The sequence below is a fragment of the Candidatus Dadabacteria bacterium genome (assembly GCA_009837205.1).
In the GTDB taxonomy this organism is placed as follows: Bacteria; Desulfobacterota_D; UBA1144; order Nemesobacterales; family Nemesobacteraceae; genus Nemesobacter.
The window spans coordinates 68,482-94,513 of record VXTZ01000014.1 but is presented as its reverse complement, the minus strand read 5'-3'; the positions used below and the strand labels follow the sequence as shown (position 1 = coordinate 94,513).

The 26,032-nt window shown below is 50.0% G+C and carries 21 protein-coding genes; 14 read left to right on the top strand and 7 right to left on the bottom strand.

Annotation, left to right across the window (positions count from 1 at the left end; all coding sequences use genetic code 11):
* The first annotated feature begins 48 nt into the window (after positions 1–48).
* Complete coding sequence (locus F4Z13_02915) at positions 49–2,283, top strand: bifunctional alpha,alpha-trehalose-phosphate synthase (UDP-forming)/trehalose-phosphatase (protein MXZ48193.1); 2,235 nt, start codon at positions 49–51, stop codon at positions 2,281–2,283.
* The gene (locus F4Z13_02910) at positions 2,283–3,275 is read left to right on the top strand and encodes an aldo/keto reductase (protein MXZ48192.1); all 993 of its coding nucleotides are present in this window, start codon (positions 2,283–2,285) and stop codon (positions 3,273–3,275) included. The genes F4Z13_02915 and F4Z13_02910 overlap by 1 nt, the downstream gene beginning before the upstream one ends.
* On the opposite strand, the gene F4Z13_02905 is transcribed toward F4Z13_02910, so the two are convergent.
* The 3 genes from F4Z13_02905 to F4Z13_02895 all read right to left on the bottom strand — a co-directional run bounded on the left by F4Z13_02905 (position 3,272) and on the right by F4Z13_02895 (position 5,619).
* A complete protein-coding gene (locus F4Z13_02905) occupies positions 3,272–3,913 on the bottom strand; it encodes an HAD family phosphatase (protein MXZ48191.1) in 642 nt (213 codons plus the stop codon). The genes F4Z13_02910 and F4Z13_02905 overlap by 4 nt on opposite strands.
* A gap of 116 nt (positions 3,914–4,029) precedes the next feature.
* Positions 4,030–5,298, bottom strand: a complete 1,269-nt coding sequence (locus tag F4Z13_02900; protein MXZ48190.1) for a malate dehydrogenase — start codon at positions 5,296–5,298, stop codon at positions 4,030–4,032.
* Positions 5,299–5,403: 105 nt separating this feature from the next.
* The gene (locus tag F4Z13_02895) at positions 5,404–5,619 is read right to left on the bottom strand and encodes a zinc ribbon domain-containing protein (protein MXZ48189.1); all 216 of its coding nucleotides are present in this window, start codon (positions 5,617–5,619) and stop codon (positions 5,404–5,406) included.
* A 387-nt stretch (positions 5,620–6,006) separates the two neighbouring features.
* Here F4Z13_02895 and F4Z13_02890 point away from each other — a divergent pair, with 387 nt between their 5' ends.
* Complete coding sequence (locus tag F4Z13_02890; GenBank protein ID MXZ48188.1) at positions 6,007–6,837, top strand: class I SAM-dependent methyltransferase; 831 nt, start codon at positions 6,007–6,009, stop codon at positions 6,835–6,837.
* 124 nt (positions 6,838–6,961) lie between these two features.
* Here F4Z13_02890 and F4Z13_02885 read toward each other — a convergent pair whose 3' ends face one another.
* The 4 genes from F4Z13_02885 to F4Z13_02870 form a co-directional block, all read right to left on the bottom strand.
* On the bottom strand, positions 6,962–7,717 hold the full coding sequence (locus F4Z13_02885; protein MXZ48187.1) for a cytochrome c biogenesis protein CcdA: 756 nt from the start codon (positions 7,715–7,717) through the stop codon (positions 6,962–6,964).
* Entirely contained in the window at positions 7,714–8,493 is a 780-nt protein-coding gene (locus tag F4Z13_02880; protein ID MXZ48186.1) for a glycosyltransferase, read from the bottom strand. The genes F4Z13_02885 and F4Z13_02880 overlap by 4 nt, the downstream gene beginning before the upstream one ends.
* Positions 8,445–9,446, bottom strand: a complete 1,002-nt coding sequence (locus F4Z13_02875) for a radical SAM/Cys-rich domain protein (protein MXZ48185.1) — start codon at positions 9,444–9,446, stop codon at positions 8,445–8,447. The genes F4Z13_02880 and F4Z13_02875 overlap by 49 nt, the downstream gene beginning before the upstream one ends.
* Positions 9,447–9,509: 63 nt before the next feature.
* Positions 9,510–9,845 (bottom strand): 4-carboxymuconolactone decarboxylase, encoded by a 336-nt coding sequence (locus tag F4Z13_02870; GenBank protein MXZ48184.1) that lies wholly within the window; start codon positions 9,843–9,845, stop codon positions 9,510–9,512.
* Between the two features lie 95 nt (positions 9,846–9,940).
* On the opposite strand from F4Z13_02870, the gene F4Z13_02865 reads away from it, so the two are divergent.
* The 11 genes from F4Z13_02865 (at position 9,941) to F4Z13_02815 (ending at position 26,026) form a co-directional block, all read left to right on the top strand.
* Positions 9,941–10,612: an HAD family phosphatase gene (locus F4Z13_02865; GenBank protein MXZ48183.1), complete on the top strand. Its 672-nt coding sequence runs from the start codon at positions 9,941–9,943 to the stop codon at positions 10,610–10,612.
* 155 nt (positions 10,613–10,767) lie between these two features.
* On the top strand, positions 10,768–12,972 hold the full coding sequence (katG, locus tag F4Z13_02860; protein MXZ48182.1) for a catalase/peroxidase HPI: 2,205 nt from the start codon (positions 10,768–10,770) through the stop codon (positions 12,970–12,972).
* 83 nt (positions 12,973–13,055) lie between these two features.
* Complete coding sequence (locus F4Z13_02855) at positions 13,056–13,715, top strand: guanylate kinase (protein ID MXZ48181.1); 660 nt, start codon at positions 13,056–13,058, stop codon at positions 13,713–13,715.
* Between the two features lie 15 nt (positions 13,716–13,730).
* Positions 13,731–15,911 (top strand): bifunctional (p)ppGpp synthetase/guanosine-3',5'-bis(diphosphate) 3'-pyrophosphohydrolase, encoded by a 2,181-nt coding sequence (locus F4Z13_02850; protein MXZ48180.1) that lies wholly within the window; start codon positions 13,731–13,733, stop codon positions 15,909–15,911.
* Positions 15,912–16,040: 129 nt separating this feature from the next.
* The gene (lepB, locus tag F4Z13_02845; protein ID MXZ48179.1) at positions 16,041–16,895 is read left to right on the top strand and encodes a signal peptidase I; all 855 of its coding nucleotides are present in this window, start codon (positions 16,041–16,043) and stop codon (positions 16,893–16,895) included.
* Positions 16,896–16,990: 95 nt separating this feature from the next.
* On the top strand, positions 16,991–18,199 hold the full coding sequence (locus tag F4Z13_02840; protein MXZ48178.1) for a hypothetical protein: 1,209 nt from the start codon (positions 16,991–16,993) through the stop codon (positions 18,197–18,199).
* Entirely contained in the window at positions 18,186–19,982 is a 1,797-nt protein-coding gene (locus F4Z13_02835; protein MXZ48177.1) for a hypothetical protein, read from the top strand. The genes F4Z13_02840 and F4Z13_02835 overlap by 14 nt, the downstream gene beginning before the upstream one ends.
* Complete coding sequence (locus F4Z13_02830; GenBank protein ID MXZ48176.1) at positions 19,979–23,143, top strand: helicase; 3,165 nt, start codon at positions 19,979–19,981, stop codon at positions 23,141–23,143. Before F4Z13_02835 ends, F4Z13_02830 begins: the two co-directional genes overlap by 4 nt.
* A 143-nt stretch (positions 23,144–23,286) precedes the next feature.
* Complete coding sequence (gene pyrR, locus F4Z13_02825; protein ID MXZ48175.1) at positions 23,287–23,829, top strand: bifunctional pyr operon transcriptional regulator/uracil phosphoribosyltransferase PyrR; 543 nt, start codon at positions 23,287–23,289, stop codon at positions 23,827–23,829.
* Positions 23,819–24,745 carry an aspartate carbamoyltransferase catalytic subunit gene (locus F4Z13_02820; GenBank protein MXZ48174.1) on the top strand — a complete coding sequence of 309 codons (927 nt, stop codon included), beginning with the start codon at positions 23,819–23,821 and terminating at the stop codon, positions 24,743–24,745. The genes pyrR and F4Z13_02820 overlap by 11 nt, the downstream gene beginning before the upstream one ends.
* On the top strand, positions 24,746–26,026 hold the full coding sequence (locus F4Z13_02815) for a dihydroorotase (GenBank protein MXZ48173.1): 1,281 nt from the start codon (positions 24,746–24,748) through the stop codon (positions 26,024–26,026). It abuts the gene before it with no gap.
* Positions 26,027–26,032 lie beyond the last annotated feature (6 nt).

The following is a 26,032-nucleotide window of genomic DNA, read 5'->3' as shown; positions in this document are numbered from 1 at the left end:
TTTTGGTTATTATTCCTGCGACTGACCCGTTTATTATAATAGGTTTTCATGAAAAAGCTGATAATTGTATCCAACAGATTGCCAACGACCGTGCGGGAGGAAAACGGGAAGCTTTCTTTTGAACCGAGCGTCGGAGGTGTGGCTACGGGCCTCAGTTCTCTTGATACAGATTACGAAAAATGCTGGATAGGATGGCCGGGGATAGATTACGGGAGTCTGTCCAGAGAGCAGGTTTCGGAAATGGAGCGGCGGCTCGGAGAAGAAAATTTCTATCCTGTGAGCCTCAGCGCCGAAGAGGTAAAAGACTACTACCAAGGGTTTTGCAACGAAGTAATATGGCCTATCTTCCATTATTTCGTCCAGTACGGAACCTATAAAAAAGAGTTCTGGGAATCATACATCAGCGTGAACACCAAGTTCGCCGCTGCCATTCTCGACGTGGCCCGCGGAGGGGACTACATCTGGGTTCATGATTACCATCTGATGCTTGTCCCAGACCTTGTAAAAAAGCAGTTGCCCAAATCAAGCATCGGTTTTTTCCTGCACATACCTTTTCCGTCTTCTGAGATTTTCAGGCTTATTCCGTGGTGCAGGGAAATAATACAGGGGCTTACCGGCGCTGATCTCATAGGTTTTCACACTTTTGACTACGTAAGGCATTTTGCCGAAAGCGTAAGAAGGATACTTGGACACGAGCATTCCCTAGGGCGGTTTATAATCGGGGAAAGAGAGATAAGAACCGATACTTTTCCTATGGGGATCGATTACGAGAAATTCTCCTCCGCACCAAAGAAACGAAGCATTCAGAAAAGAAAGGACGAGTTCAGAGACCTCTTGGGAAATGACCGGAAGGTCATTCTCTCTATAGACCGTCTTGATTACTCAAAGGGAATTCCGGAGAGACTCAGGGCGTTTGATCTTTTCCTTGAGAGAAACCCGAAGATAAGGGGCAAGGTGGTTCTTTTGCTTGTCGCGGTGCCTTCGAGAACGGAAGTTGTTCACTACAAGATACTGAAAAACGAAGTTGACAATCTGGTCGGCGCGATAAACGGCCGCTACGATACTATCGGCTGGAACCCGATTCACTACATGTACAGATCTTTCGGTTTCGAGGATTTGATTTCTCTTTACCTAGCTGCGGACATCCTTTTCATTACTCCCCTTCGCGACGGCATGAACCTGATTGCCAAGGAGTATGTGGCCGCAAGACAGAACAAGGCGGGCGTACTCATACTCGGCGAGATGGCGGGAACCGCACAGGAACTGAGCGAAGCCATAATCATAAACCCCAATGATCTCGAATCTACTTCACGGGCTCTGGAAACCGCTCTTGCCATGACCAAGACGGAGCAGAAAAGGCGGATGAAGACGATGCAGAGCCGTCTCAGAAGATACGATATCAGGACATGGACGGCGGACTTCATGGAGAGGCTTGATGAAACGAAAGGGAGACAGCTTAAGATGTTTGCCCGAAGACTCAGTCCGGAAATGACAGGCGAACTGATTGAAAAATACAGGGCGAGCAAGAAGTGTCTTTTGCTGCTTGATTACGACGGTTCTCTTGTCTCTTTCAAGAATAATCCGCAGGATGCGAAACCTGACCCGGAGATCTACTCCGCGCTTAAGGAACTTTCCTTGAGGGAGAAAAATGAGCTTGTCATTATAAGTGGCAGAGACAGAAACACTCTTACCGACTGGCTTGGCAATGTGACAAACGGTCTTGCGGCCGAACACGGTCTTTGGATAAGACGCGGAAAGTGGAAGATGTCCGATATGGCTCCGGAGGGATGGAAGGAAGAAATAAGACCTATACTGGAAGTTTTCGTCGATAGGACCCCTGGGTCGCTTATCGAGGAAAAGAATTTTTCCCTGGCGTGGCACTACAGGAAGGTTGATCCGGCACTCTCAATCGTGAGAGTAGGGGAACTTAAGGATATGCTCTCGCACATAACGGCGAACCTTGAGATCGGCGTGCTTGAGGGAAACAAGGTTGTGGAAATCAAGGGTTCTTTCATAAACAAAGGCAAGGCGGCTACCCAGTGGCTCAAAGCAAAAAAATGGGACCTTATCATATCAATAGGAGACGACTGGACGGATGAGGACATTTTTGAAGAACTTCCCGAAGATGCTTATTCCATAAAGGTTGGTTTCGGACCGTCAAAAGCCAAGTACAGGGTCCGCTCGACCACCGAGGCAAGGGACCTTCTTTTTTCGCTGGCGGATGTAACCCGCGAAATGGAAGATTCATCTTCCAAAACCATGAAGAAGGGGAGGAAGAGATAATGGAATTTGTAAAAATTGCCGGTACGGAAATCAATTCGTCGAGAATAGGTCTTGGGACTTGGGCAATGGGAGGATGGCTCTGGGGAGGAAGCGACAGGAAAGAATGCGTGAGGACTATATACGAGGCGTTTGATAACGGGGTAAATCTCATTGATACCGCTCCTATTTACGGTTTCGGCCTTTCCGAAGAAATCGTGGGAGAAGCGGTTTCTCAGAGCGGGATGAGAGATGAACTGATAATCGCGACGAAAGTAGGGCTTGAGTGGGAGAGGGGAGGAATATTCAGAAATTCCCTCCCGGAGAGGATATACAAGGAGATTGACGATTCCCTTAGAAGACTGCGCACCGACCGGATAGATCTTTACCAGATTCACTGGCCCGATCCCCTTGTCCCTATTGAGGAAACCGCGCAAGCCATGGCGGAACTCATTGAAAGCGGGAAGGTAAGAGCTGTCGGAGTAAGCAACTATTCGGTTGAGCAGATGGAGATTTTCCGTTCCGTCTGCCCGCTTAACTCGAGTCAGCCTCCTTACAATCTTTTCGAGAGAGGGATCGAGGAAGACGTACTTCCCTGGTGTGAGGAGCACGGGGTTACCATGCTTCTCTACGGGGCTTTGTGCAGAGGACTTCTGGGTGGGAAGCTAAAAATCGACTCCGAGTTTCTAGGAGACGACATAAGAAATTTTGATCCCAAGTTTCGAAGGCCCGTCTACGATAATTACCTCAGTGCGGTTGAAAGTCTGGGGGAGCTTGCCTCTGAGCGTTTCGCAAAGAACGTGCTTGAACTTTCCGTAAGGTGGGTTCTCGATAAATGCAAAAACGATATCACTCTCTGGGGAGCTCGACGCCCGGGGCAGCTCGATGATCTCGCGGGCACCGTAGGGTGGACTATAGACGATGATTCTATGAATGAAATAGACGCAATACTTGATACTTTCGTCCCGAACCCCATAGGTCCAGAATTCATGGCTCCCGGTCCAAGACCTTTTTAAGCAAAGCTCTTTATGTCTTCAAGGCGGATTTCCGAAACACTTTTTCTGAAGATGTCAGCCTGAGGGTAATCTTCTGGGGCTATTCTCGGGTCGGGTACTGCGATACAGCGCATGCCGGCCTCTTTTGCTGATACTATGCCGTTTATGGAATCTTCAATCGCAACGCATTCTTCGGGGCTGACCCCGAGACGCCTTGCGGTTTCAAGGTATATGTCGGGGTGAGGTTTTCCTCTTTCCACGCAGTCTCCCGAAACTTTTATTCTGAAAGTGTCCGAAAGAGAGAATTTTTTAAGAACAAACTCTATTACTTTCATCGGGGAGCCCGAAGTGAGGGCCGTTTTTACATGTCTCTCCGCGCGTAGAGTTTCAAGGATTTCGGGAATTCCCTCGACGAGTTTGAGTTCCTTTTCGTAAAGTTCGAGAAGGATATTAAGACGGGTGTGGAGAATTTCCTCCAGGGATTCATCAAGGCCAAAAGTTTCTTTTAGAAGTTTTACGGAGTCTTTCTGGTTAAGACCCATTATCTTCTTTCTGTATTCTTTTCTGTAACTTTCGTTGCCCGCAAACCCCTTTTGCTTGAGCATAATAGACTCGCTTTTCTCCCAGAGGGGTTCGCTGTCTATTATGACTCCATCCATATCAAATATGACCGCTTTTATCAATGGACCGGATAGGTGTTAGAGAACTGCCTTCCGCATTGCGGAAGGCGGTTAACCGGAGGATTGAGGCAATCTCGCAAAACGCTGGTTTTTTCCTAGAGCAGGTCTTTTATCTTGTCTTCCAGAGACTTCTTGTAAGCATCAAGATCGATCTGGATTCTGGAAACGCCGGTTTCCATTGCAGCCTGTGCGACCGCGGCTGACTCCCATACCAGAACCCTGGGATCAAATGGCTTCGGGACTATGTAGTCCGGACCGAACTCAAATTTCTGGTCTCCGTAGGCCCTGGCTACTTTATCCGGTACGGGTTCCTTTGCGAGCGCTGCGAGGGAGTATGCCGCTGCAACTTTCATTTCGTCGTTTATTTTTGTCGCTCTTACGTCAAGCGCTCCTCTGAAAATAAAGGGAAATCCCAAAACGTTATTCACCTGATTTGCGAAATCGGATCGGCCCGTGGCGGTTATTACGTCGCTTCTGGCTGCCTTTGCGTCTACAGGGAGTATTTCGGGGTCGGGATTCGCCATGGCGAATATTATAGGATTTTTCGCCATGTTCTTGACGTCTTGCTGATTGATGGCTCCGCCATTTGAGAGTCCGACAAACACATCGGCCCCGACCAGTGCGTCCCCTATGGTTCTTTTGTCCGTCTCGACAAGAAATCTTTCTTTCTGGGGATTAAGCCCAGCGTTTCTTCCCTCGTAAATTACGCCCCTGCTGTCGCACATTATTATGTTTTCCCTTTTTGCTCCGAGGGCTATGAAGAACTCTGCGCATGCGATTGCGGACGCTCCGGCTCCGTTAAACGCCATTTTGAGCTCGCTCATCTTTTTCCCGGTAATCTCACAGGCGTTAAGAAGTCCGGCGCCCGATATTATCGCGGTTCCGTGCTGATCGTCGTGAAAGACTGGTATGTCCATCTCTTCTTTCAGTTTATCTTCTATGTAGAAGCACTCAGGGGCTTTTATATCTTCAAGGTTAATGCCGCCGAAAGTGGGCTCGAGGTATTTTACGGTCTTTATGAATTCGTCAGGGTCATCGGTATCTATTTCAATGTCGTAAGCGTCCACGTCCGCGAACTTCTTGAAAAGCACCCCTTTCCCTTCCATCACGGGTTTTCCCGCGAGGGCTCCCAAGTTTCCGAGTCCCAGTATTGCGGTGCCGTTTGAAGCTACCGCAACCAGATTTCCTCTGTTGGTATATTCATAAGACAGATCTTCGTCCTTGTCTATTTCCCTGCAGGGCTCAGCGACTCCGGGGGAGTACGCAAGAGAGAGCTCCCAAGCCGTGTCACAGGGCTTTGTTGGTAGGACTTCAAGTTTTCCTTTTCTACCGCTTCTATGATATTCAAGAGCGGCTTCCTTCATTTTTTTATCGCCTTCGCACATTTCTTGACCGATCCTCCATCGGGTGTTTTAAAATGAAACGTTAATTATATACAGAGATAAATTTTGTGCAATTGCACCGGGAAATCAGCAGCAACCGCAGGACGATTGCGAGCAGCTTCCTGAATCCTCGCTCTCGGAAATTTCAAGGCTCCCGTTGCTACTGCCAAGTCCGAAAGTCGAGAACTGTTTTCCGATGTTCTCCGAATCGCAGATCACACACTTTATGGTTTCGTCTGAGTCAAGTACCAGAATTTCGAATACTTCTCCACAATCAGAGCATTCATATTCGTATAAAGGCATTTTTACCTCCAGCTTAGCAGTAACAAATATAAGAAAATACTGGACTTCCTGACTTTCATCAAAAGATAAATCTATATGACAATTTTATTTTTCAAAAGCTTTTTCTGAGTTTCTTAATACTGTTTTTTCTATCATGAGGTGGCAACAGCTTGTGGGTTTCTCCAAGCAACATGCCCAGTAAAAAAATGTCCACCCTAAGAATTGACTGCAGGAATTCTGTATCGCTTGGTCTCGCTTCATGGTTGCTTTGGGTGTTTTGTCGCAAAGTTCAGAAAAAATCTTTTCTTGCCAACTCCGTAATAGGACATATTTTAATAACAGGAAAGTCGCATCCCGCATGCCGTTTCTGCTGAATGCGCATCCCGCGTAATTTTATATGGATCTGCCATGCCGGACATAAATGAAGTTGGAACAACCGCGTTTGCCGTAGCCTGTTACAGGGAAATGGAAAAAAACCGTGAACACCGCGTTTTCAACGATCCTTACGCCCACTGGTTTGTTACGGACGAAATAAGGGAAAAGATCGACAGGGTAACAAAAATTCTTCCGGAATCGGTTGAAATTCTCCGTTACCGCTTCTGCATACTGGATGAAATCACAAGACGCGAGATTCAATCTGGAATAAAACAGATTGTCATACTCGGCTGTGGGTTTGACATGCGTTCCCTGGTCTTTCAGACCGAAGGAGTGCGTTTCTGTGACGTTGATCAGCCGGCCCTTCTGGAATTCAAGCACAAGGTTCTTGAAAGTCACGGCGTTACGCCATGCCCGAGCATACCATGCAACTATCTTGACGTTGACCTGCCGGAAGAACTCATCAAGGCGGGTTTTGACATCAACTCACCGATACTTTTTCTTTGGGAAGGAAACAGCATGTATCTTCCCCTTGAACTGATCCACAGTTTCTTTGACAGTTTGTGTGCCAGAATTGCTTCGTTCAAAATCGCTTTTGACTACTATCCGTTGAGCGTCATTAACAGGACCTATGAAAACCCCGAGGTTATTAGGGCAACTGATATGTTTCAAGAAACTTTCAACGTGACTTGGGTAACCGGGTTTGATGACCTAAGCGTTTTTGAGAAGCGCCACGGCATGAAGGTAGAGGAATCGGGGGAACTGCTTGAAGTCGGGAAACGAGTCGCCCCGGAAGCCGTGGATTCCGTTGCCGCTTTTGCCGGCGTGTACAGCTACGGAATCCTGAGCTACGGAGATGCGTAATCCGAGATGTATCCGATCTAGATTTTGGTTGTTTCTGTTCTCTCCGCAACACGGGTCAGAGACATGCTGCTCCTAAGACAATGCGCGTACAGAAGCTCTATTTCTATATGTTGCCGCAAGGCCCCTAAAACCTTTTCCAGAAATCTATTCCAATTGCGTCAAATATTTTCTGACCGTAGATATTTAAGTAGTGAATCTCGTTTGAAAACATCATTATTCCTATGATTACAAGTCCCGAGCCTATCGCGTACTTATAATACGGATAATACCTTCTGACGCTGCTAAAAGATCCCATGGCGCTGTTAAACGCAAGACCGACCAGCATGAACGGTATGCCGATCCCGAGTGAGTAAACCGCGAGCAGCCCAACCGCGTTTAGCGTTCCTTCCACTGTGCTTGCGTAAAGGAGTATGGATCCGAGAATAGGTCCTACGCAAGGCGTCCAGCCAAAGCCGAACGCCAAGCCGAGAATATAAGTTCCGAGAAGATTCCCCCTTTCCCGCGGAAGGGAGATTTTATGTTCTTTCTCAAGAAATGGGACCTTTACGATCTCCATTACGAATATTCCGAAAAGGATTATGAATATTCCGGCTATTCTGAGCAAAAAAGTCTTGTTGCCAGAGATCATCCCCCCAAGCTGGGAGGAGAATGCGCCCAAGGAGATAAAGACAGTTGAGAATCCCAGGATGAAGACAAGACTTGGTACGATCACCCTTGAGAATTTGGGCAGGTTTCGAGTGTCTGAGAGATCTTCGTATGAAAGATGCGTTACTATCGATAGGTAACCCGGCATAAGCGGAAGAATGCAAGGAGAAAGAAACGCGATCACCCCGGCGAAAAAAGAAGCAATTATTCCCACATCCAGAATTTCGGGATTCATACCGGTTTTCTCTCCTCGTTTTTCTCAGTACGGTTTTTTTGATCTTTCAAAAGAATTTGCTCCAGTCTGCGCGCGAGTTTCATATCCCTTGTCATTATATCCTTTATGCTTATATCTTTTTCCTCGTCAATATCCGAAAGTTCTCTCATGACCGCGTGGCGAAGCCCGCTTTCCCTCATGCGTCTTTCGGTCTCCTTAAATACGCGGGAAGTGCTCCATTGGATATCCTGAAAAACCGCGTCCGTTTTCCTGCATAGCCCGAGGAGATAGTATCCCCCGTCGGTTGCCGGACCCAGGACCGCTTCAAATAGCTCTCCCGAGAGCAACGAGAACGCTGTTTGCAGGTCTTCTTCGGTCATCATCACGCAGTCTGTGCCTATGATGACGACATTTCTGAATCCCAGTGAAAAACATTTTTCAAACGCACGGGACATTCTCTGTCCGAGAGAACCTGTCCCCTGTGCGAAAAAAAAAGCTTCTTTGTCTCCCAGCCACTCAAAAACCTCTTTTTTTCTTTCTCTTGGAGTATAGAAGAAGAAAGTCGTCCAGTTCTTTGAACCCGAGAAGGAGTCGGCGACGAAACTTGCCGTTTCACGATAGAGTTCCATGGCCCTCTGCTTCCCTATGTCTTTTCCCAGGCGCGTCTTTACTTTTTCTGTTTCCGGATACTTAAGAAAAACGATCAGGGCGTTATCGTTTTTTTGCGACATTCCGCAAAGCCTCGGAATCAGGATGCCGTCTGGCCGCCGCAGCTGCTTCCGGCCCCTGCGGTGCATCCGAAACAGTGAACACCGAATCTTATCTTTCTGTCGATCACTTGACGAAGGTCGAAGTTGAATATGGTCAGCCCCCCGTTCCCGTTTCGGCACTGCATCTCAAGCATCTGGTTAAAGTCGCAGTCGTAGATTTTTCCGTCGTGGCTTACGCTGATCAGGTTCCGGCACATTATGCCGTTTACGGTTTCGGGATTGAAGGCGTTTACAAGCTTTTCGATGTATTCCTCGTAGGCGTTCTGTTTTCTCAGTTCCTTCTCAAACCTGTTAATCGGCATATTGGTCAGTGTGTATAGGTTATCGAACCGTATCCCGTAGTTCTTTTTGAGTTTTGCCTTAAAGTCCGCTTCAAGGCTCACCTGGTCCGGTGGAAGAAAAGTCCCAACGGGGTTATATACCAGGTTAAGTTTTAGTTCTCCGCCCCCGTAACCTTCGCTGTTAAGCATTCTTAGGGATTCTATGCTTTTTTCGAAAACCCCTTTCCCCCTCTGCTTGTCCGTGAAGTAGCTGCTGTAATATGGAAGCGAGGATATAACTTCAACGCGGTTTTCGGCGAAAAACCTTGGTATGTACATTTTTTCCTCTCCCGTTCGGGGGTTCCCGTCGAGAGTAACCGTCAGGTTGTGTCTTACCATTACGTGTTTGCCAAGACTTCTGGCCTCCCTTACGAAGTAGTCAAAATGGGGGTTTAACTCTGGAGCTCCTCCAGTCAGGTCAAGGTTTTTGATGCTGTCGTTTTCACTAAGTATTTCAAGACATCTTTCTACGCCCTCAATGCTCATCTGCTCACTTCTCCAGGGCGAGGCATCCACGTGACAGTGAGTGCAGGCCTGGTTGCAAAGTTTTGTTATGTTCACTTGCAGGGTTTCAACCGTAATAGGGTTGATATCGAGACCTTGGTCGATCAGTTTGCGGGAAAAATTATGATTCTCTGTCTTCGTTTTTTCTTGGATCATGACGTATCCTTCGAGAGCTTCCGTTAACTTGTTCCGTGGCAGGTTTTCTTCCTGTTTTTGTTTCTAGAGGGCACGGTTTTTTTTCAGCGTGTTATGCATCTGGATTGCGTGGATGAGCTTTATGCCGGCCGACATTGATGCGGCGACATGTACGGCTTCAGTCATCTGCTCCGGGTCCGCTCCAGTCTCAAGGCACTGCGTAGTGTATGCGTCTATGCAGTAGGGACATTTTTCGGTATGAGCCACGGCCAGGGCTATGAGCGCTTTTTCCCTTTTCGTAAGCGCCCCTTCCTCGGCGGTTGCGGAGTTGTAGTACTCGAAAAACTTGTCCATGAGGTCTTCACTGAACTCCCCGATCTCGGGAAATCTCTTGAGATCCTCGGGGTTATAGTAATCCATTTTTCTTTTTCTCCCGTCTGTGTGTTATTCGCAGACTCTTTGTATAGGCTTCTCCCGGCAGTAAAATACCATATCTCACAAATCGGGGAAACGGAATGATAAAAGCGGTCATATTCGATTTTGACGGCGTGATAGTCGACAGCGAGCCTCTGCACCTCAGAGCTTTTCAGAGAATTGTAGAAACTCTGGGACTAAAGCTCTCGCCCACCGACTATTACTTACGGTACCTTGCCTGCGACGACAAGAGCTTTTTCAAGAGGTTCCTTGAGGATAACGGACAACAGTACACGGAACGGGAGATTGCACGGCTTGTCAAAGAAAAAGGCATCTGTTTTGAAGAAATGATAGGGGAGGACATAAGAATTTTTCCGGGGATCGTTGAGTTTCTTGAGACCATTCGGGGCAGATTTCATGTGGCGATAGGTTCCGGTGCGTTAACCGGAGAGATTAACCTCATACTGAGGCACAAAGGGCTTTCCGAGTTCTTCGGCTTTGTAATAGGGGCTGATGATACGGAAAACCCGAAACCATCCCCCGAGGTCTACCTTAAATGCCTTGAGAGGTTCAGAAGAGATTACGACGGCACCATAACGGCCGCCCAGTGTGTTGTGTTTGAAGATTCCCCCCACGGTGTTTTGGCGGCCAAAAGGGCAGGGATGAGATGCGTCGGTATTTCTAACTCGTGTTCCGGTGACGAGCTTGGGCTTGCCGACCGGGTTACGGAAAGCTTTTCCGAGATCATTGACGATTTCCCCGAGATGTTCTAAACAGGAATCTGTTTTAATATCGATACACCAACTTGAGCCTGTATGACGGTAGTGGTATATTTTCTGCCCGAGTGCGTGGGGCACACCCGGTATTGAGTTCACTGCGTCTCCATGCGTTCATATACATCCCGACGTGTTAATTTTGGAGAGAAAATATGGATAAAAACCAAGACACCGTAAAGTGCCCGGTAACCCACGGCACAACCCGTTCAAAGTTGACCGGCAGCATAGCTAACCAGAACTGGTGGCCGAATCAGCTCAATCTGAAGATCCTTCACCAGAACTCTTCTCTTGTGGACCCTATGGGCGAGAAGTTTGATTACGCGGCCGAGTTCCAGACCCTTGATCTTGAAGCGGTGAGACAGGATCTCTACGCGCTTATGACGGACAGCCAGGATTGGTGGCCCGCGGATTACGGTCATTACGGGCCGTTTTTTATTCGTATGGCGTGGCACAGTGCGGGAACCTACCGAATCCACGACGGACGCGGTGGAGCACGATCCGGTACGCAACGGTTTGCGCCTCTTAACAGTTGGCCCGACAATGGGAATCTCGACAAGGCCCGCAGGCTTCTATGGCCGATAAAGAAGAAATACGGCCGCAAAATCTCCTGGGCGGACCTCATGATTCTCGCTGGCAACTGCGCTCTTGAGTCCATGGGGTTTGAGACGTTCGGTTTTGCCGGCGGGCGCGAGGACGTATGGGAACCGGAAGAGGACATCTACTGGGGCCCTGAGACCGAATGGCTGGGCGATGAACGTTACAGCGGCGATCGCGAGCTTGACAATCCTTTGGGCGCCGTGCAGATGGGACTTATCTACGTTAATCCCGAAGGACCCAACGCCAAACCCGACCCGCTTGCCGCGGCGCACGATATCCGCGAAACCTTCGGGCGTATGGCTATGGACGATGAAGAAACTGTCGCCCTGATTGCAGGGGGACACACATTCGGCAAGTGTCATGGTGCTGGAGACGCGGCCTGCGTTGGTCCCGAGCCGGAGGCCGCTGGCATTGAGGAGCAGGGTCTCGGATGGACGAGCAAGCATGCGAGCGGACGCGGCGCTGACGCTATAACAAGCGGTCTTGAGGGCGCATGGACGCCCAATCCGACGACGTGGGACAATGGCTTTTTCGACATGCTTTTCGGTTACGAGTGGGAGCTTACCAAGAGTCCTGCGGGCGCTTGGCAGTGGACGGCAAAGGATGTGGATGACAAGGGTCTTGCCCCCGAATCAGACGGGTCCGGAAAACGGATTCCAACGATAATGGCGACCACTGATCTCTCGTTGCGCATGGATCCCGTGTATGAACCGATCTCACGCCGCTTTCACGAAAACCCGGATGAATTGGCAGAGGCGTTTGCAAAGGCGTGGTACAAGCTTACCCATCGCGACATGGGTCCTTACCCCTGCTGCCTCGGACCGCTGGTTCCGGACGAACCTCAGATCTGGCAGGATCCGGTGCCGGCTGTTGATCATGAACTTGTTGAAGCAGAGGACATCGCGCTTCTGAAAAAAGAGATACTTGACCAAGGATTTTCGATCCAGGAACTGGTTCGGGTGGCATGGGCTTCAGCTTCCACCTTCAGGGGCACCGACCGCAGGGGAGGCGCCAACGGCGCGCGTATCAGACTTTCTCCCCAGAAGGACTGGGATGCCAACGACCCAGAAGAGCTGGGCAAGGTGTTGTCTTTACTGCTGGCCGTCAGGGAGCGTTTTAACAATGCGCAGACAAACGGAAAATGCGTTTCGCTTGCGGATCTCATAGTGCTCGGCGGCTGTGCTGCAGTTGAAAAGGCAGCGGAGGCCGCGGGGTATCCGGTGAATCTTCCCTTTACGCCTGGCCGCACGGATGCCACTGAAGAGCAGACGGACGCGGCCGCCTTTGACGTGCTTGAACCGAAGGCGGACGGCTTCCGCAATTATATCGCGGCCGATTGGCAGCAGTCGCCGGCGGAGCTTCTGATTGACAAGGCGCACCTGCTGACGCTTACCGCGCCAGAGATGACCGTGCTGCTAGGCGGCATGCGGGCACTCGGCGCAAACGCCGGAGGTTCGCAGCATGGACTGTTTACGGACAGGGTCGGGACGCTCAGCAATGATTTCTTTGTTAACCTGCTTGACATGTCGACTGAATGGGGACACTCCGCTGATTCTGAAGGGGTCTATGAAGGCCGTGACAGAGCGACTGGCGAGATCAGATGGACCGCTACCGAAGTTGATCTCGTATTCGGGTCCAACTCGCAGTTGCGGGCGCTTGGGGAAGTCCATGCGTGCGATGACTCGGAGGAAGCTTTTGTGCGGGATTTTGCTGCTGCCTGGACCAAGGTTATGAACCTTGATCGCTTTGATATCTCCTGATTCTGGATCAGCGAAGAATCACAAATTGCGGGGCAACAGGTGCCGTTTTAATATCGGGGTTTTTCCATTTATAATCTGATATCATGAGTGGGAAGTTGTTTGTGATATCCGGTCCGTCGGGAAGCGGAAAAACAACGATTGTCACCCGTGTTCTGTCAAACTTGGAGGACCTCCGTTTCTCTATTTCCTACACAACAAGATCAATGCGTGCGGGAGAAGTCCGCGGAGAGCACTACGAGTTTGTTTCCGGAGAAGAATTCCAGAGCATGATCAAGCAGGGCTTCTTTGCCGAGTGGGCTGAGGTGCACGGAAATTTCTACGGCACGCCGAAGGCTGAAATAGAAAAATGGATAAAAACGGGTGTTGACGTCATTCTGGATATAGATGTTCAGGGGGCAAAAAGGCTGAGGGGCGTGTTTGACGATACAGTCTTCATATTTGTTGTCCCGCCGTCTCTAGAGGTTCTCGAGCAAAGACTAAGAGACAGAAAATCAGAGGAAGAGGGGGACATCTCCACTCGTCTCGGAATTGTCAAGGAGGAGGTGGCCTGCTCGAAGTGCTATGATTATATTATAATTAATGATGAGGCGGATATTGCGGCTAGGAGAATTGAGGCCGTCATTCTTTCGCAAAGACGAGGGGATAGCGAAGATTCCCGCCGGCGGATGCTCGCCGCTACTCGGGACTCGAAGACGGAAAATGTGTACGGCCCCGTTTTTCTTAGGAGATTCGGTCTTAAGTGAGGTGTTCGCACTGCTGTGATCAGGCTAAACGACATCATTGACAAGGTTGCTTCCTACTCGGATATCGAGAACGAAGATCTTGACTGCATAAAAAAAGCCTATGTGTATTCGGCCAAGGTTCACTCCGGTCAGAAAAGAGTTTCCGGAGAACCGTACCTGAGTCATCCTCTTGAGGTTTCTTCCATACTCGCGAACTTAAAACTTGACGTCCCCTCCATAGTTACCGGGCTTCTTCACGACACGATAGAGGACACTCTTGCGACTCGCGAGGAAATCGAACGGAATTTCGGAAGCGAGATAGCTTTTCTCGTCGACGCTACCACGAAAATAAGCCGTCTTCCCCATGTTTCCGATGTGGAAAAACAGGCCGAAAGCTTCCGCAAGCTGATACTCGCCACGGCTGAGGACATAAGGGTTGTGCTGATAAAACTCGCCGACAGGCTGCACAACATGAGAACGCTCCAGTATCTGCCTGAGGACAGACGGAAAAAGATTGCTATTGAAACCATGGAAATTTACGCGCCGCTTGCTCACCGCCTCGGAATGAACTGGATATCGGTTGAGCTGGAGGACCTGGCGTTTAAGTTCTCCGAGCCGGGTGAATACGAGCGTATCAGCCAAACCGTGTCTGCAAAGAAAAAAGATTGGGAAAAGTACACCACTGAGATCGTCTCGCTTATTAACGGCAAGATGAAGGAATTCGGAATTCAAGGGGATGTCTCATGGAGATTCAAGCATTTATACGGCATCTACAGCAAGATGAAAAAGGGCAATATAAGCCTGCGCAATATTTATGACATACTGGGTTTCCGGATCGTTACTGCGAGTGAAAACGAATGCTATCAGGTCTTGGGAGCGGTGCATTCCCTTTGGAAACCAATTCCGGGAAAAATAAAAGACTATATAGCCCTTCCTAAGGCCAACAACTACCAGTCCATTCACACGGCCGTAATAGGGCCGTTCGGAGAACAGATGGAGATCCAGATACGAACTGAGCGGATGCACCGAATCGCGGAATACGGCGTTGCCGCTCACTGGAGGTACAAGGAGGGAAATTCTATTGAGAACGGAAACGACCAGATCTACTCAAACCTCCGTCATCTCGTCGAGTTAAAGGACATAAAAGACTCAACTGAGTACATAGAAGCCATAAAGGGGGAGCTCATACTGGATGTCGTGTATGTCTACACTCCCAACGCGGACCTCCTTGAGTTTCCCGTGGGTGCAACTCCGGTTGACTTTGCATATTCGATTCACACCGACATAGGCAACCACTGCTCCCAGGCTTTTGTTAACCATAAACTTGTTCCTCTTAACTACGAGCTTAAAACTGGAGACATGGTGGAAGTTGTGACTTCCAGGAACAGGGCTCCTAACAGGCAGTGGCTTGATTTTGTCGTTACCTCAAAGGCTAAAAACAGAATAAGAAGCTGGCTGAGACAGGAGGAAAACCGCAAGGCCGAGCAGATTGGAGAGGCAATAACTCACAGGAAACTTGCGACGAAAGGATTTAACCTGCGCCACTTGCGAGAGAAGAAAAAGTTTGAGAAATCTCTGGCGAAGCTTCAGTTCTCGGGAGTAAAGGACTTTTACAGGGCGGTCGGATTCGGCAATGCCGCGGTAAACGATCTTCTTAAGGAAATGCATCCCAGGAAATTCGCTGAAGGCACCGAGAAAAGCGAAAGAATAAAAAACATAGTGAACAGGATATCCAAGGACGAGTACAAAGACGCCGTGCTCGTCAAGAGATATGACAACATACTCATAAAGTTCGGCAAGTGCTGCAACCCGGTTCCCGGGGAGAAGATCATAGGCTTCATAACCAGAGGCAGAGGGATAACCGTGCATGTCTACAATTGCCCCAAGTTGCTTGAGGTAGACCCTGAAAGGAGAATAGAGGTTGCCTGGAACGACGAGTATTCGGGGCGGATACCAATTGGTCTTTCGGTTAGGTGCGAGAACAGAAAAGGTATCCTCTCTGAACTGACAAGCACGGTTTCGGGACTCAATGTCGACATTGTCAGTGCCGATGCAAGCGAAGATGGGGTTGGACAGGGAGATGTGAGGTTCGAGGTAGCGGTGGAGAATATCAAGCAACTTGAAAAACTTATTGAATCGCTTAAGAATCTTGGGGGAGTGATCTCGGTTGAGAGATTAACGGAAACCCCACACCACCAGCCGAATGACCTGAACTAAAACGGCATTCGCGTACGTTCGGACATTTTTGCCATGATCATAACCTGGATCAGAAAAAAGCTTGCCATAAGAAGTTCAAGGAAGCTTGTGCGCACGGTAAGAGGCATCATCCGGAAAAAGGGGAGATTCATGGCCTCCAGGGAAGCCGATCACGCCGAAGCGAGAATACTTGCCTGTGAAGAGGCGATAGAAAGGGGTTCCCTTCACGAGATAAGGGCGTCAAGGAAAGCCCTTCGGATTTTTTTTGAAGACAACCTCAGGTCCTACGGCAAATCCGCTCTGCGACAGAACGCAGAAGCTATAGTGATAGCGGTGGCTCTCGCTCTGGCGATAAGAGCCTTCGTGTTTCAGCCCTTCAAGATTCCTTCGGGTTCAATGCTTCCGACGCTTCTTGTGGGTGATCATATACTGATAAACAAGTTTGTCTACGGAACAAGAATTCCTTTTACCAACAAGATGTTTTTTCCTTTCTCCGAAATTGACCGCGGCGACATCATAGTCTTCAAACTCAGCGGGGATAATACGACAGATTTCCCCATGCCCGGTAAAGGGGCTTTCTACGTAAAAAGAGCCGTGGGCATTGCCGGGGATGAAATAGACATAAGCGGAAGGGATGTCCTTATAAACGGCAGAGCTGTGGAGCAGACCTACACCGGGAACTACGAGTATCCGGACCAGAAATTCTTTTCTGTTGCCGACAGGTACGAGCAGTCGCTCTCCGGGAAAAATTTCAGCGTTATATATAAAAAGGGGAACAGCTCCACGACGAGCGGAAAAATGAGCTTTCCCCTTGTTGTTCCCAAGGGCAGGATTTTCGTCATGGGCGATAACAGGGACAACAGTTACGATAGCAGATTCTGGGGATTCGTGCCGGTGGAAAATGTTTACGGCAAGGCATTTATGATTCACTGGTCGTGGAATCTCTCTAACCCGGGTTTTGCGGATAAGGTAAGGTGGAATAGAATTTTTTCGGGAATCGAGTGAGTTTGTCGATGGTTTATTAGGTAAATGCCGCAAAACTGCATTTTATTCAGTGTGAAGAAGTTAAAAGAAGCGCATGGAGAAGTTGCCGAAAGAAAATGCCATCCACTCTGACATGGATAGACCATGATGCCGCCGCCCGGGAGAGAGCACTTCGCATTCTATCGCTTTTCCATGAAAAGGACAGCCGTGAGGAACTGGGCCTTGGCGCAATAAGAGATTCGTTCGCTGACAAGCTGTTTCCCGGCACGAGCACGATCCAGACCCGTCTCCGGTACATGCTTTTTGTTCCTTGGGTCTACACAGAACTCGAGAGAAAAAGGGTGCTTCCGCCCGCTTTTGCTGAGAGAGCCCGCCGGATGGAAACAGACCTGATAGCTCCCCTGCTCGAAAGCTTAGATCGCTCGGGTGTTTTTGGGAAAGTAGCAGGAAAATCGGTGAAGCGGCTGCCGAGTTCGGTCTACTGGAACGGCCTCAGGATGTGGGGAATCCGACGGGTCGACTGTTCCCAGGATGAATACCACAGTCACGTAGACAAGCTCTACGAGCACTTGGACGCTTCTTCCGGTGAAGGGGAAGGAAATAACGGTTTTTCTGTATGGCATCCACGGCTGCCCGACCCTCCCGAGGGCTTCCCCAATGGAATCGACAACCTGAGTTTCAACCTCGGGCCAGAAGAGTCAAGTTTTCTGCTTGATCGGATCATGGAATCTCACGGAGAAAGCCTGCTTGCCCTCCTGGCGCGCAACTGCGAACCCGTCGACTGTGAGTTTCCGTGGAATCATCCCGAGAGAGGCAGATTCTCTTCCGACCATGTTCTACTTCTTGACTACGCAGAGTTTTTCTCAGTCATCATGCAAGGTGCCGCTTTTCTCTACAACCTGATGCTCGCTGAACTTTCCAAGCAAAAGGAACTTAAAGACAAGCACCGAGAGAATCTTAGCAAGTGGAAGACTCTTCTTGAAAATTGCCAACACACTGATCTTCACCTCGGGGAACTCTGGGAAGTGATTGAAGGTTCGGGATACACGATTACCCGGCAGGCGAAGGTTTTTGTCTCGGCTTGGCACCGTTGCGCTCTTAAGACCGGTGGAAAAGTCACCGACGATCTTGAAAGCAGGGTACTTGTCCGCAACCGGGAGAGGCATCTCAAAGGTGCTCGCTCCCGATTCTTTAGTACCAAGGCGCTTGAGCGTTGGGGTGGCTATGCGGGTGTAAAGAGGATGGACTACAGATGGGGCAACGTTAAAATCCTGCTTTCCGACTTGCGTGCGGGTCTGAGCGGAGGAAACGATGCTGTCTCCTGACGCAAGAAGCCTCTATACCGGTGCTGTCACCCCTCCGCCGGGATACGTTTTTGATCAGGCAATAGCAACTACCTACTCTCTGGATCCCGAAACTCTGCTCCTACTCTCGGTCCACATCGCCTTGGCACGGAGACAATCCACGGACCAAGCCGACCCGATAGGGATTCTCGAATCTCTTCGCCGATTTTCCGATCGCCTAAGCATCTACGTCGACTGCGGCCACATAAAGGTTCCCTCACGGGAGAACTTACTCTACGGTCTTTTGGAGCCCGTGATTGCACAAGTAAAGGCACCGCAGGGAGGAGTGTTTCACCCTAAGATATGGGTACTTCGTTTCGTCAAACCCGGAGCGGACGGGCCTCCCTTGATCAGGCTTATCGTCCTCTCTAGGAACATCACGCATGACCGCTCTTGGGATATTGCCCTCACACTCGAGGGATTTCCTAGCAAACGATTCATAGCAGCCAACCGCCCCTTGGGAGAATTTCTTCGGTCCCTGCCGGAATTCGCCGCGGAACCGGTATCGGAGCTGAGGAGAAATCAGGCTGCCATGATTGCCGAGGAAGTATGGAAAACGAAATGGGAACTACCCGACGGATTCGATAAAGCATCTTTTCATGTCACGGGAACCTCAAGAAGGAAGTGGGAACCGCCGCAGTCAAAACGGATGGCCGTCATCTCCCCGTTTGTGACCGACGACGCTCTTTCTTGGCTGGGGAGGCGGACAGAAGACCTTGTGGCCGTCATTTCAAGGCCCGAAGAAGTAGAGCGGCTAAAGCCCGACACGCTGAAGCTGTCCGAGAAGTGGTTTATGTTTGACGATGCTGCTGAAACGGAGGAGGGCGAAGAGCCTTTGGAAGGCGATACCTTCGGTCTGCATGCGAAGGCGTACGTGCTTGAAAAAGGTTGGAACACAATTCTCTATGTTGGTTCGGCAAATGCTACCGGGGCGGCCCTTGTGCAATCAACCAATGCGGAAATACTGGTTGAACTTTCGGGAAAAAGAAGCCGCATTGGCGGCATCGACTCGCTTCTCGGTGAAAACGGCCTTGGCCCGATCCTCTCGGAATATGTTCCGTCTTGGGATTCAGAAGCCACGGAAGATGCGGAAGATTTAGCCCGAAAGGCCCTTGAGAAGGCGAGAAAATCGCTTGGGGAAGCGGGGTTGAAAGTCATCTGCGAGGCGGAGAAAGATGTTTGGCGGCTTACGCTTCTTCCTGCCTGGCCGGTCGAGCTTTCCGGAATATCCGGCCTGAAAGCTTGGCCGATTACCGTATCCAAGGCGCGGGCGGTTGATGCTTATGAGCTGGGTGATCTTCTTGAAGTTGAATTAGGAGAATTTGTCACTGAATCTGTTACGGGACTTATAGCCTTTGAACTTCTTGCCGAGACAATATCATTTCGGATGGTGCTTAACCTTCAGGTGCAAGGTCTTCCCAAGAACCGGGATGATGCCATTTTTAGGCTTATTTTGAACAGCGAGGAAAATTTTCTTCGTTATGTTCTTCTCCTGCTCGATGAATATGCGGGCGGTTTCGTAGGCAGGAGGGATATTTTGAGGATAAAAAAGAAAACCGATTCTACTACTGGGAATTTCTCGGACGATGCTGCGGTCTTGGAGGAGCTTGTGAGGGCTTTCAGTCGCAATCCAGAGAAGCTCAAGGACATTGGGGCGATCGTTAGCCGTTTGGCGCACGGGCAGACAGTTGACACCGCCGTTCCCGAGGAGTTTCTGAAATTATGGAGTGTGTTTGAGACCGCTATGGAGGAGGACAGGAAGTGACGCCGAAGTCGCACGATGCGAAACGTGTCCTCAGCAGGCTCAAGGACTTTCAGCGACGCACCGCCGAGTACGTGTTTCGCCGTCTCTACACAGATTCTGAACCTACGGACCGTTTTCTCGTTGCCGACGAGGTCGGCCTCGGAAAAACCCTAGTTGTGCGGGGAGTCATAGCACTTGCGATCGAGCACCTGCTCGGCAAAGTGGAACGGATCGATATCGTTTACGTATGCTCAAACATTAGCATCGCATCTCAGAACATTAACCGACTTAACGTTTCTGACGTGCAGGAATTCGCAAGGCCTACCCGTCTTTCCCTTCTTCCGATGCATATCTCGGGTATTCGGCGTAATCCCTTGAATTACGTGAGCCTAACGCCGGGAACAAGCTTCGATCTCAAATCAAGTGAAGGAAAGGATGAAGAACGAGCGCTTATACACTTTATGCTTAAGAATAAGCTAGGCGTAAGTCCTGCGGGCTTCAGGCGGTTGCTTCAGTGCCGGGTGAGTGATGACAGATGGAGATGGTGGACCCGCTATTGGAAACCCGAGAGCCTCGATAAGGATATCTGCGATGCATTTGTAAAGAACATACAAGAGGATCAGGAATTCCATGAGAGGATCAAAGTTTTCTGTGAAAAATCAAAGAGACGAATTCTCTGGGGTGATCCCGAGAGGCTTGCGGTTGTTTCGGAATTGCGGCTTCGCCTTGCCGAGATGAGCATCGATATGCTTGAGCCGGATCTTATAATACTCGACGAGTTCCAGCGGTTCAGGAACTTGCTGGATTCTCGGAATCTTGAAGCCCGACTGGCTCACAAGCTGTTTCAGTACCCGGAGGTAAAGACGCTTCTTCTCTCGGCCACACCGTACAAGATGTTGTCTCTTGACTATGAGCGTGAGGATGATCATTACGGAGATTTCCTTAAGACGCTTGAGTTTCTTTTCGATTCTGTCCCAGACGTAGAAGGCTTGGAGAGAGATATCCAGGCCTTCAGGCAGTCTCTTTACGGTCTCGTATCAGGGGGAGATGACAAGGTTGCGTCAGATGCCCGAGATGTCCTCCAGTTGCAACTCAGGAAGGTGATGTGCAGAACTGAGAGAGTCGGGATGGCGGCTTCGCGGGACGCCATGTTTTCTGAATTGCACGAAGAGTCCACACTTGAGCCACGGGACCTTCACGGGGCGGTTCTGGCCGACAAGATAGCGTCGAGCATCGGGGCGCGGGATATAGTCGAGTACTGGAAATCAAGTCCCTACCTTGTCAATTTTCTTAGAAGGTACGAGTTTCGCCGTAAACTTGAAGCCCAGTGCGAAGACGCACCTAAAGAACTTGTCTCGGCCTTGCGGGCGGGAAAAGATCATCTTTTGCGCAGGAACGACATCCAGTCGTACCGGGAGATATCTCCGTCTAACCCGAGAATGAGGTACCTGTTTGATCTCACAATAAACCGGGGACTATGGAAAATTCTCTGGCTTCCGCCCTCCATGCCATACAGCTCCCCGGATGGTCCTTTCGCCGGTATCTGCGAGGCGACGAAATGTCTGGTTTTCTCAGCTTGGAATGTGGTTCCCGACGCTATTGCCTCTTTGTGTTCATATGAGGCTGAGCGGATAATGCTTTCCCGTTTTTCCGGACAGTTCAGTTACAGTGCACTTTATGACGAGTTGCGACCCCTCCTTCGATATTCCCGCACACAGGGCCGTCTTAGCGGAATGACTGTTCTGGTTCTACTCTATCCGAGTCCGGCTCTCGCAAAGCTGGTAGACCCCTTGAAGATCGCCATGTCTTACCGAAATAATGTCCTTATTCCAGTTGGGGTTCTGGTTGATGTCGCCGCCGAATTTCTCAAGCCCTTCCTTAATTCATTGCTCGATGGCGTTGCCGATAGCGGGCCGGAGGACAGACGATGGTATTGGGCTCTTCCTGCACTTCTTGACGGCCAGATGTTCCCCGGCATGAAACGCTGGCTTGACGAAGGATACGACAGCTGGGTATCAATAGCCACCGATGGCCCGAGGGAGAGGGGAGAGCTGTTTGAAGAACACCTGAGACTTTTTCGACAGGCCATGGACCGAGACATCCACCCGCCGCTTGGACGGCCGCCGAAAGACCTTCTTCAGGTCGTAAGTCGTATGGCCTTGGGGGCACCTGGAGTTTGCGCTTTGCGTGCGCTTAAAAGGCAGTCTTCTGGACTTGACTGGGATTCACGAGACCTTCTTCACGGAGCGGTTCGGATTTCTGAGGGTTTCAGAACCCTATTTAATCTTCCAGAAAGCATTGCGCTTCTCAGAGGAAGCAACCGGGATGAGTCCTACTGGATACTCGCTCTACGCCACTGCCTAGAAGGAAATATCCAGTCGTTACTCGATGAACAGTGCCACTGCCTCGTCGAGTCGCTCGGCGTTATTGACGAGTCGGAAGCCGACCGGGGTAGGAAAATAGGCGATTCGCTCGGTTCCTCTCTCTCCCTCCGCACTTCACAGTTGCAGCTTGACGAAGTGCTTGTCCGCCCGCGGGCGGGGAAAATTGATCTTAAAAGCCATAACACGCGCTGCCGGTTCGCTCTGCGGTTCGGCGAGCTCAAAGACGACCAAGGTGCCGCCGTCAGGGCAGACACCGTGCGGGACGCTTTTAACTCGCCTTTCAGACCGTTTATTCTCGCTTCGACGTCCATCGGGCAGGAAGGCCTTGATTTTCACACGTGGTGTCATTCGGTGGTTCACTGGAATCTGCCGAGAAATCCCGTTGATCTTGAGCAGAGAGAAGGAAGAATCCAGCGTTACAAGGGGCATGCGGTCAGAAAGAATATAGCCAAGGAATATGGATTAGAGGCTTTGAGAAACGGTTGGAAGCAGTGTGGCGATCCTTGGGGTTTCATGTTTGAGCTGGCAAGGAGTGATCGCCAGCCCGGTGCGAGCGATCTGGTTCCGTACTGGATTTACGAACTCGAAGGCGGCGCGAGCGTTGAACGGCACGTACCGATTCTTCCGTACAGCAAGGAAGAATTTCATTTTCGTCAGTTGAAGCGGATGCTTGCCGTTTACAGACTTGTTTTCGGTCAGCCGCGCCAAGAGGACCTGCTTGAATACTTGACTGACCGAGCCGGTGGTAGTAACAAGCACCGGAAGTTGAATACATGGCGGATATCATTGGAACCGTAACGAATTTCGTCATGAGGCCAGACTGTTGCGAAGATTGCTTATACTGTCAAAAATAATATACAATGCTAGACAAACTGCCGATTTGCCTGACAAAGGGCGATTACTTTCAATAACTGCTCTAAGGTGTATCCTCTTTGCGGATTATGGAGACTAAGAAAAAAATACAACCGATTGAGGACAGGGCCGAAAGTTTTTTCTCCGGGATCATAGACGACATACCGCCCGAGAGACTAAGCAGCCTTATTGTCATAGGGATAAAGACAAGAGGGGAATATCTGGGCAAGAGGCTCGTTGAGCGTATAAGCGAGCGGACTGGAAAGGATATTACCTTTGGAACGATTGATATTACTCTCTACAGGGATGATTTCGAGAATAGAAAAAACTGGCCGCGACTGCGCAAAACCAGTATCCCCAACGACGTACAGGGGAAAAACATAATACTTGTTGACGATGTCCTCTACACTGGCCGTACTGTGCGGGCCGCAATAAATTCAATCATGGATTATGGAAGGCCGGCCTCGGTCAAGCTGGCGGTGCTCGTGGACAGGGGAGGAAGGGAACTCCCCGTGCAGCCCGACTATGCGGGAATCAGCATCGAAACGCTGGACGACGAGATGGTCAACGTTTACCTGGAAGAAGTGGACGGCAGGGAGGAAATCGAGATAATCAGAAAAAATGGCGTTTGAGAAAAAGCACATACTGGGTCTTGGAGAACTCTCGGCCGAGGAAATTAAGATTATTCTCGACACCGCGGAGTCGATGAAGGAGATTTCCACCAGGGACGTAAAGAAGGTTCCGACTCTTAAGGGAAGAACCGTAGTGAATCTCTTTTTCGAACCCAGTACTAGGACCCGATCGTCATTTGAAATCGCTGAGAAAAGACTCAGTGCTGATGTTCTCAATTTTTCCGCTTCGCAAAGCAGCGTTGTAAAAGGGGAGAGCCTTTTGGACACTGCCAGAAATTTCGAGGCCATGGGCGCGAGCATAATGGTTATAAGGCATGGAATGTCCGGTGCGCCCTTTGTCCTGGCCCGCGAGATAAACGCCTCGGTAATAAACGCCGGAGACGGCTCCCACGAGCATCCAAGTCAGGCTCTTATTGATATTTTCACCATAAGGGAGAAAAAAGGAAGAATCGAAGACCTTGATGTGCTTATCGTTGGGGATATTCTCAACAGCAGGGTGGCCAGATCCAATATATTCGGTCTCCGCAAACTCGGAGCGAGAGTGAGGATAGTCGGGCCGGCAACTATAGTTCCCGAATATTTCAGAGATATGGGGGCGGAGATCTTTTATTCGCTTGAACATGCTCTTGAGAATGTGGATGTGGTGATAATGCTGAGGGTTCAGAGCGAGCGGAAGACCCTTGAATACTTCCCTTCGTTGAGGGAATACTCGGGGCTTTACGGACTTACCAGAGAGAAACTCAGGCTTGCGAAACGAGACGTGATAGTGATGCATCCGGGTCCGATTAATCGGGGGGTTGAGCTTACTTCGGAGATAGCTGATGACCCGGGGGCCGTTATACTTGAGCAGGTGGCAAACGGAATTGCCGTGAGAATGGCCATGATATATCTTGTTGCCTTGGGAGAGAGCTTATAGATGGGAGTGCTCATTAAGAACGGTCGCGTTATTGACCCTTCACAGTCTCTCGACATGGTCTCGGACATATATGTCCAGGGAGACAGGGTGAGGGAAATATCAGAGCGTATAGACACCCCGCGCAAGTCAGACACAGTAATAGACGCCAGCGGGCAGATCGTGGCCCCCGGGTTCGTGGATATTCACGTACATCTAAGAGAACCGGGCTACGAACACAAGGAGACGATAAAGACGGGTTGTCTTGCCGCCGCCGCGGGTGGCTTTACCTCCATAGTGTGTATGCCCAACACAAATCCCATAAACGACAATGCCTCGGTGACAGAGTACATACTCTTGAAAGCCAGAACTGAAGGCATAGTCAATGTGTTTCCCATAGGAGCGATAACCAAGGGGGAGAAAGGAAAGGAACTTGCCGACATAGGCGAGATGTGCGAAGCCGGGTGCGTGGGCATTTCCGATGACGGGATGCCGGTCACGGACTCGGGACTTATGCGAAAAGCCATGGAGTATGTAAAGCCCTTTGGGATTCCGGTTATCACGCATGCCGAAGACACCGGGCTTTCCGCGGGTGGCGTTATGAACGAGGGTTTCGTTTCAACCGAACTTGGCCTTCGGGGAATTCCCGCCGCTTCTGAGGAGGTTGGGGTAGTCAGGGACATAATTCTCTGCGAACTCACTGGCACTCCTCTTCACATCTGCCATGTTTCTACCAGGGGTTCGGTAAGGCTTGTGCGGGAAGCGAAAAAAAGAGGCGCGAAGGTTACGGCGGAGGCGACTCCTCACCATTTCACTCTTACGGACAAGTTGGTATATGGTTACAACACCGATGCCAAGATGAATCCGCCGCTTAGGACCCAGGAAGACGTGGATGCTATACTGGAAGGCATTGCCGATGGAACAATTGATGTGATAGCCACGGATCATGCCCCTCACAGTCAGGATGAGAAAAACGTTGAATTTGACTTAGCACCTTTCGGCATAGTTGGTCTTGAGACTGCTCTCTCACTTTCGCTTGAACTGGTGGAAAAAGGAATCATTACTCTTGAGGAGATGATAAAAAAGCTTACTGTTGCTCCTTCAGAAATAGTAGGCATAGAAAGAGGGACGCTTGTTCTTGGCTCAATCGCCGATCTTGTGGTGTTCGATCCCGGTATGAGCTGCACGGTAAACCCTGAGGAGTTTTTCTCAAAGAGTAGAAACACTCCGTTTTCCGGGTGGGAACTCAAAGGAGTGGTGAGCAATACTATAGTTTCGGGAAAGGTCGTTTTCAGTCGCGGCTAGGTTTTA

What these genes read in the sequence shown, in the direction of transcription:
- F4Z13_02915 (MXZ48193.1), top strand. Translation starts at nt 49, where the DNA reads ATGAAAAAGCTGATAATTGTATCCAACAGATTGCCAACGACCGTGCGG.
- F4Z13_02910 (MXZ48192.1), top strand. Translation starts at nt 2,283, where the DNA reads ATGGAATTTGTAAAAATTGCCGGTACGGAAATCAATTCGTCGAGAATA.
- F4Z13_02905 (MXZ48191.1), bottom strand. Translation starts at nt 3,913, where the DNA reads ATGGATGGAGTCATAATAGACAGCGAACCCCTCTGGGAGAAAAGCGAG.
- F4Z13_02900 (MXZ48190.1), bottom strand. Translation starts at nt 5,298, where the DNA reads ATGAAGGAAGCCGCTCTTGAATATCATAGAAGCGGTAGAAAAGGAAAA.
- F4Z13_02895 (MXZ48189.1), bottom strand. Translation starts at nt 5,619, where the DNA reads ATGCCTTTATACGAATATGAATGCTCTGATTGTGGAGAAGTATTCGAA.
- F4Z13_02890 (MXZ48188.1), top strand. Translation starts at nt 6,007, where the DNA reads ATGCCGGACATAAATGAAGTTGGAACAACCGCGTTTGCCGTAGCCTGT.
- F4Z13_02885 (MXZ48187.1), bottom strand. Translation starts at nt 7,717, where the DNA reads ATGAATCCCGAAATTCTGGATGTGGGAATAATTGCTTCTTTTTTCGCC.
- F4Z13_02880 (MXZ48186.1), bottom strand. Translation starts at nt 8,493, where the DNA reads ATGCACCGCAGGGGCCGGAAGCAGCTGCGGCGGCCAGACGGCATCCTG.
- F4Z13_02875 (MXZ48185.1), bottom strand. Translation starts at nt 9,446, where the DNA reads ATGATCCAAGAAAAAACGAAGACAGAGAATCATAATTTTTCCCGCAAA.
- F4Z13_02870 (MXZ48184.1), bottom strand. Translation starts at nt 9,845, where the DNA reads ATGGATTACTATAACCCCGAGGATCTCAAGAGATTTCCCGAGATCGGG.
- F4Z13_02865 (MXZ48183.1), top strand. Translation starts at nt 9,941, where the DNA reads ATGATAAAAGCGGTCATATTCGATTTTGACGGCGTGATAGTCGACAGC.
- katG (MXZ48182.1), top strand. Translation starts at nt 10,768, where the DNA reads ATGGATAAAAACCAAGACACCGTAAAGTGCCCGGTAACCCACGGCACA.
- F4Z13_02855 (MXZ48181.1), top strand. Translation starts at nt 13,056, where the DNA reads ATGAGTGGGAAGTTGTTTGTGATATCCGGTCCGTCGGGAAGCGGAAAA.
- lepB (MXZ48179.1), top strand. Translation starts at nt 16,041, where the DNA reads ATGGCCTCCAGGGAAGCCGATCACGCCGAAGCGAGAATACTTGCCTGT.
- F4Z13_02840 (MXZ48178.1), top strand. Translation starts at nt 16,991, where the DNA reads ATGCCATCCACTCTGACATGGATAGACCATGATGCCGCCGCCCGGGAG.
- F4Z13_02835 (MXZ48177.1), top strand. Translation starts at nt 18,186, where the DNA reads ATGCTGTCTCCTGACGCAAGAAGCCTCTATACCGGTGCTGTCACCCCT.
- pyrR (MXZ48175.1), top strand. Translation starts at nt 23,287, where the DNA reads ATGGAGACTAAGAAAAAAATACAACCGATTGAGGACAGGGCCGAAAGT.
- F4Z13_02820 (MXZ48174.1), top strand. Translation starts at nt 23,819, where the DNA reads ATGGCGTTTGAGAAAAAGCACATACTGGGTCTTGGAGAACTCTCGGCC.
- F4Z13_02815 (MXZ48173.1), top strand. Translation starts at nt 24,746, where the DNA reads ATGGGAGTGCTCATTAAGAACGGTCGCGTTATTGACCCTTCACAGTCT.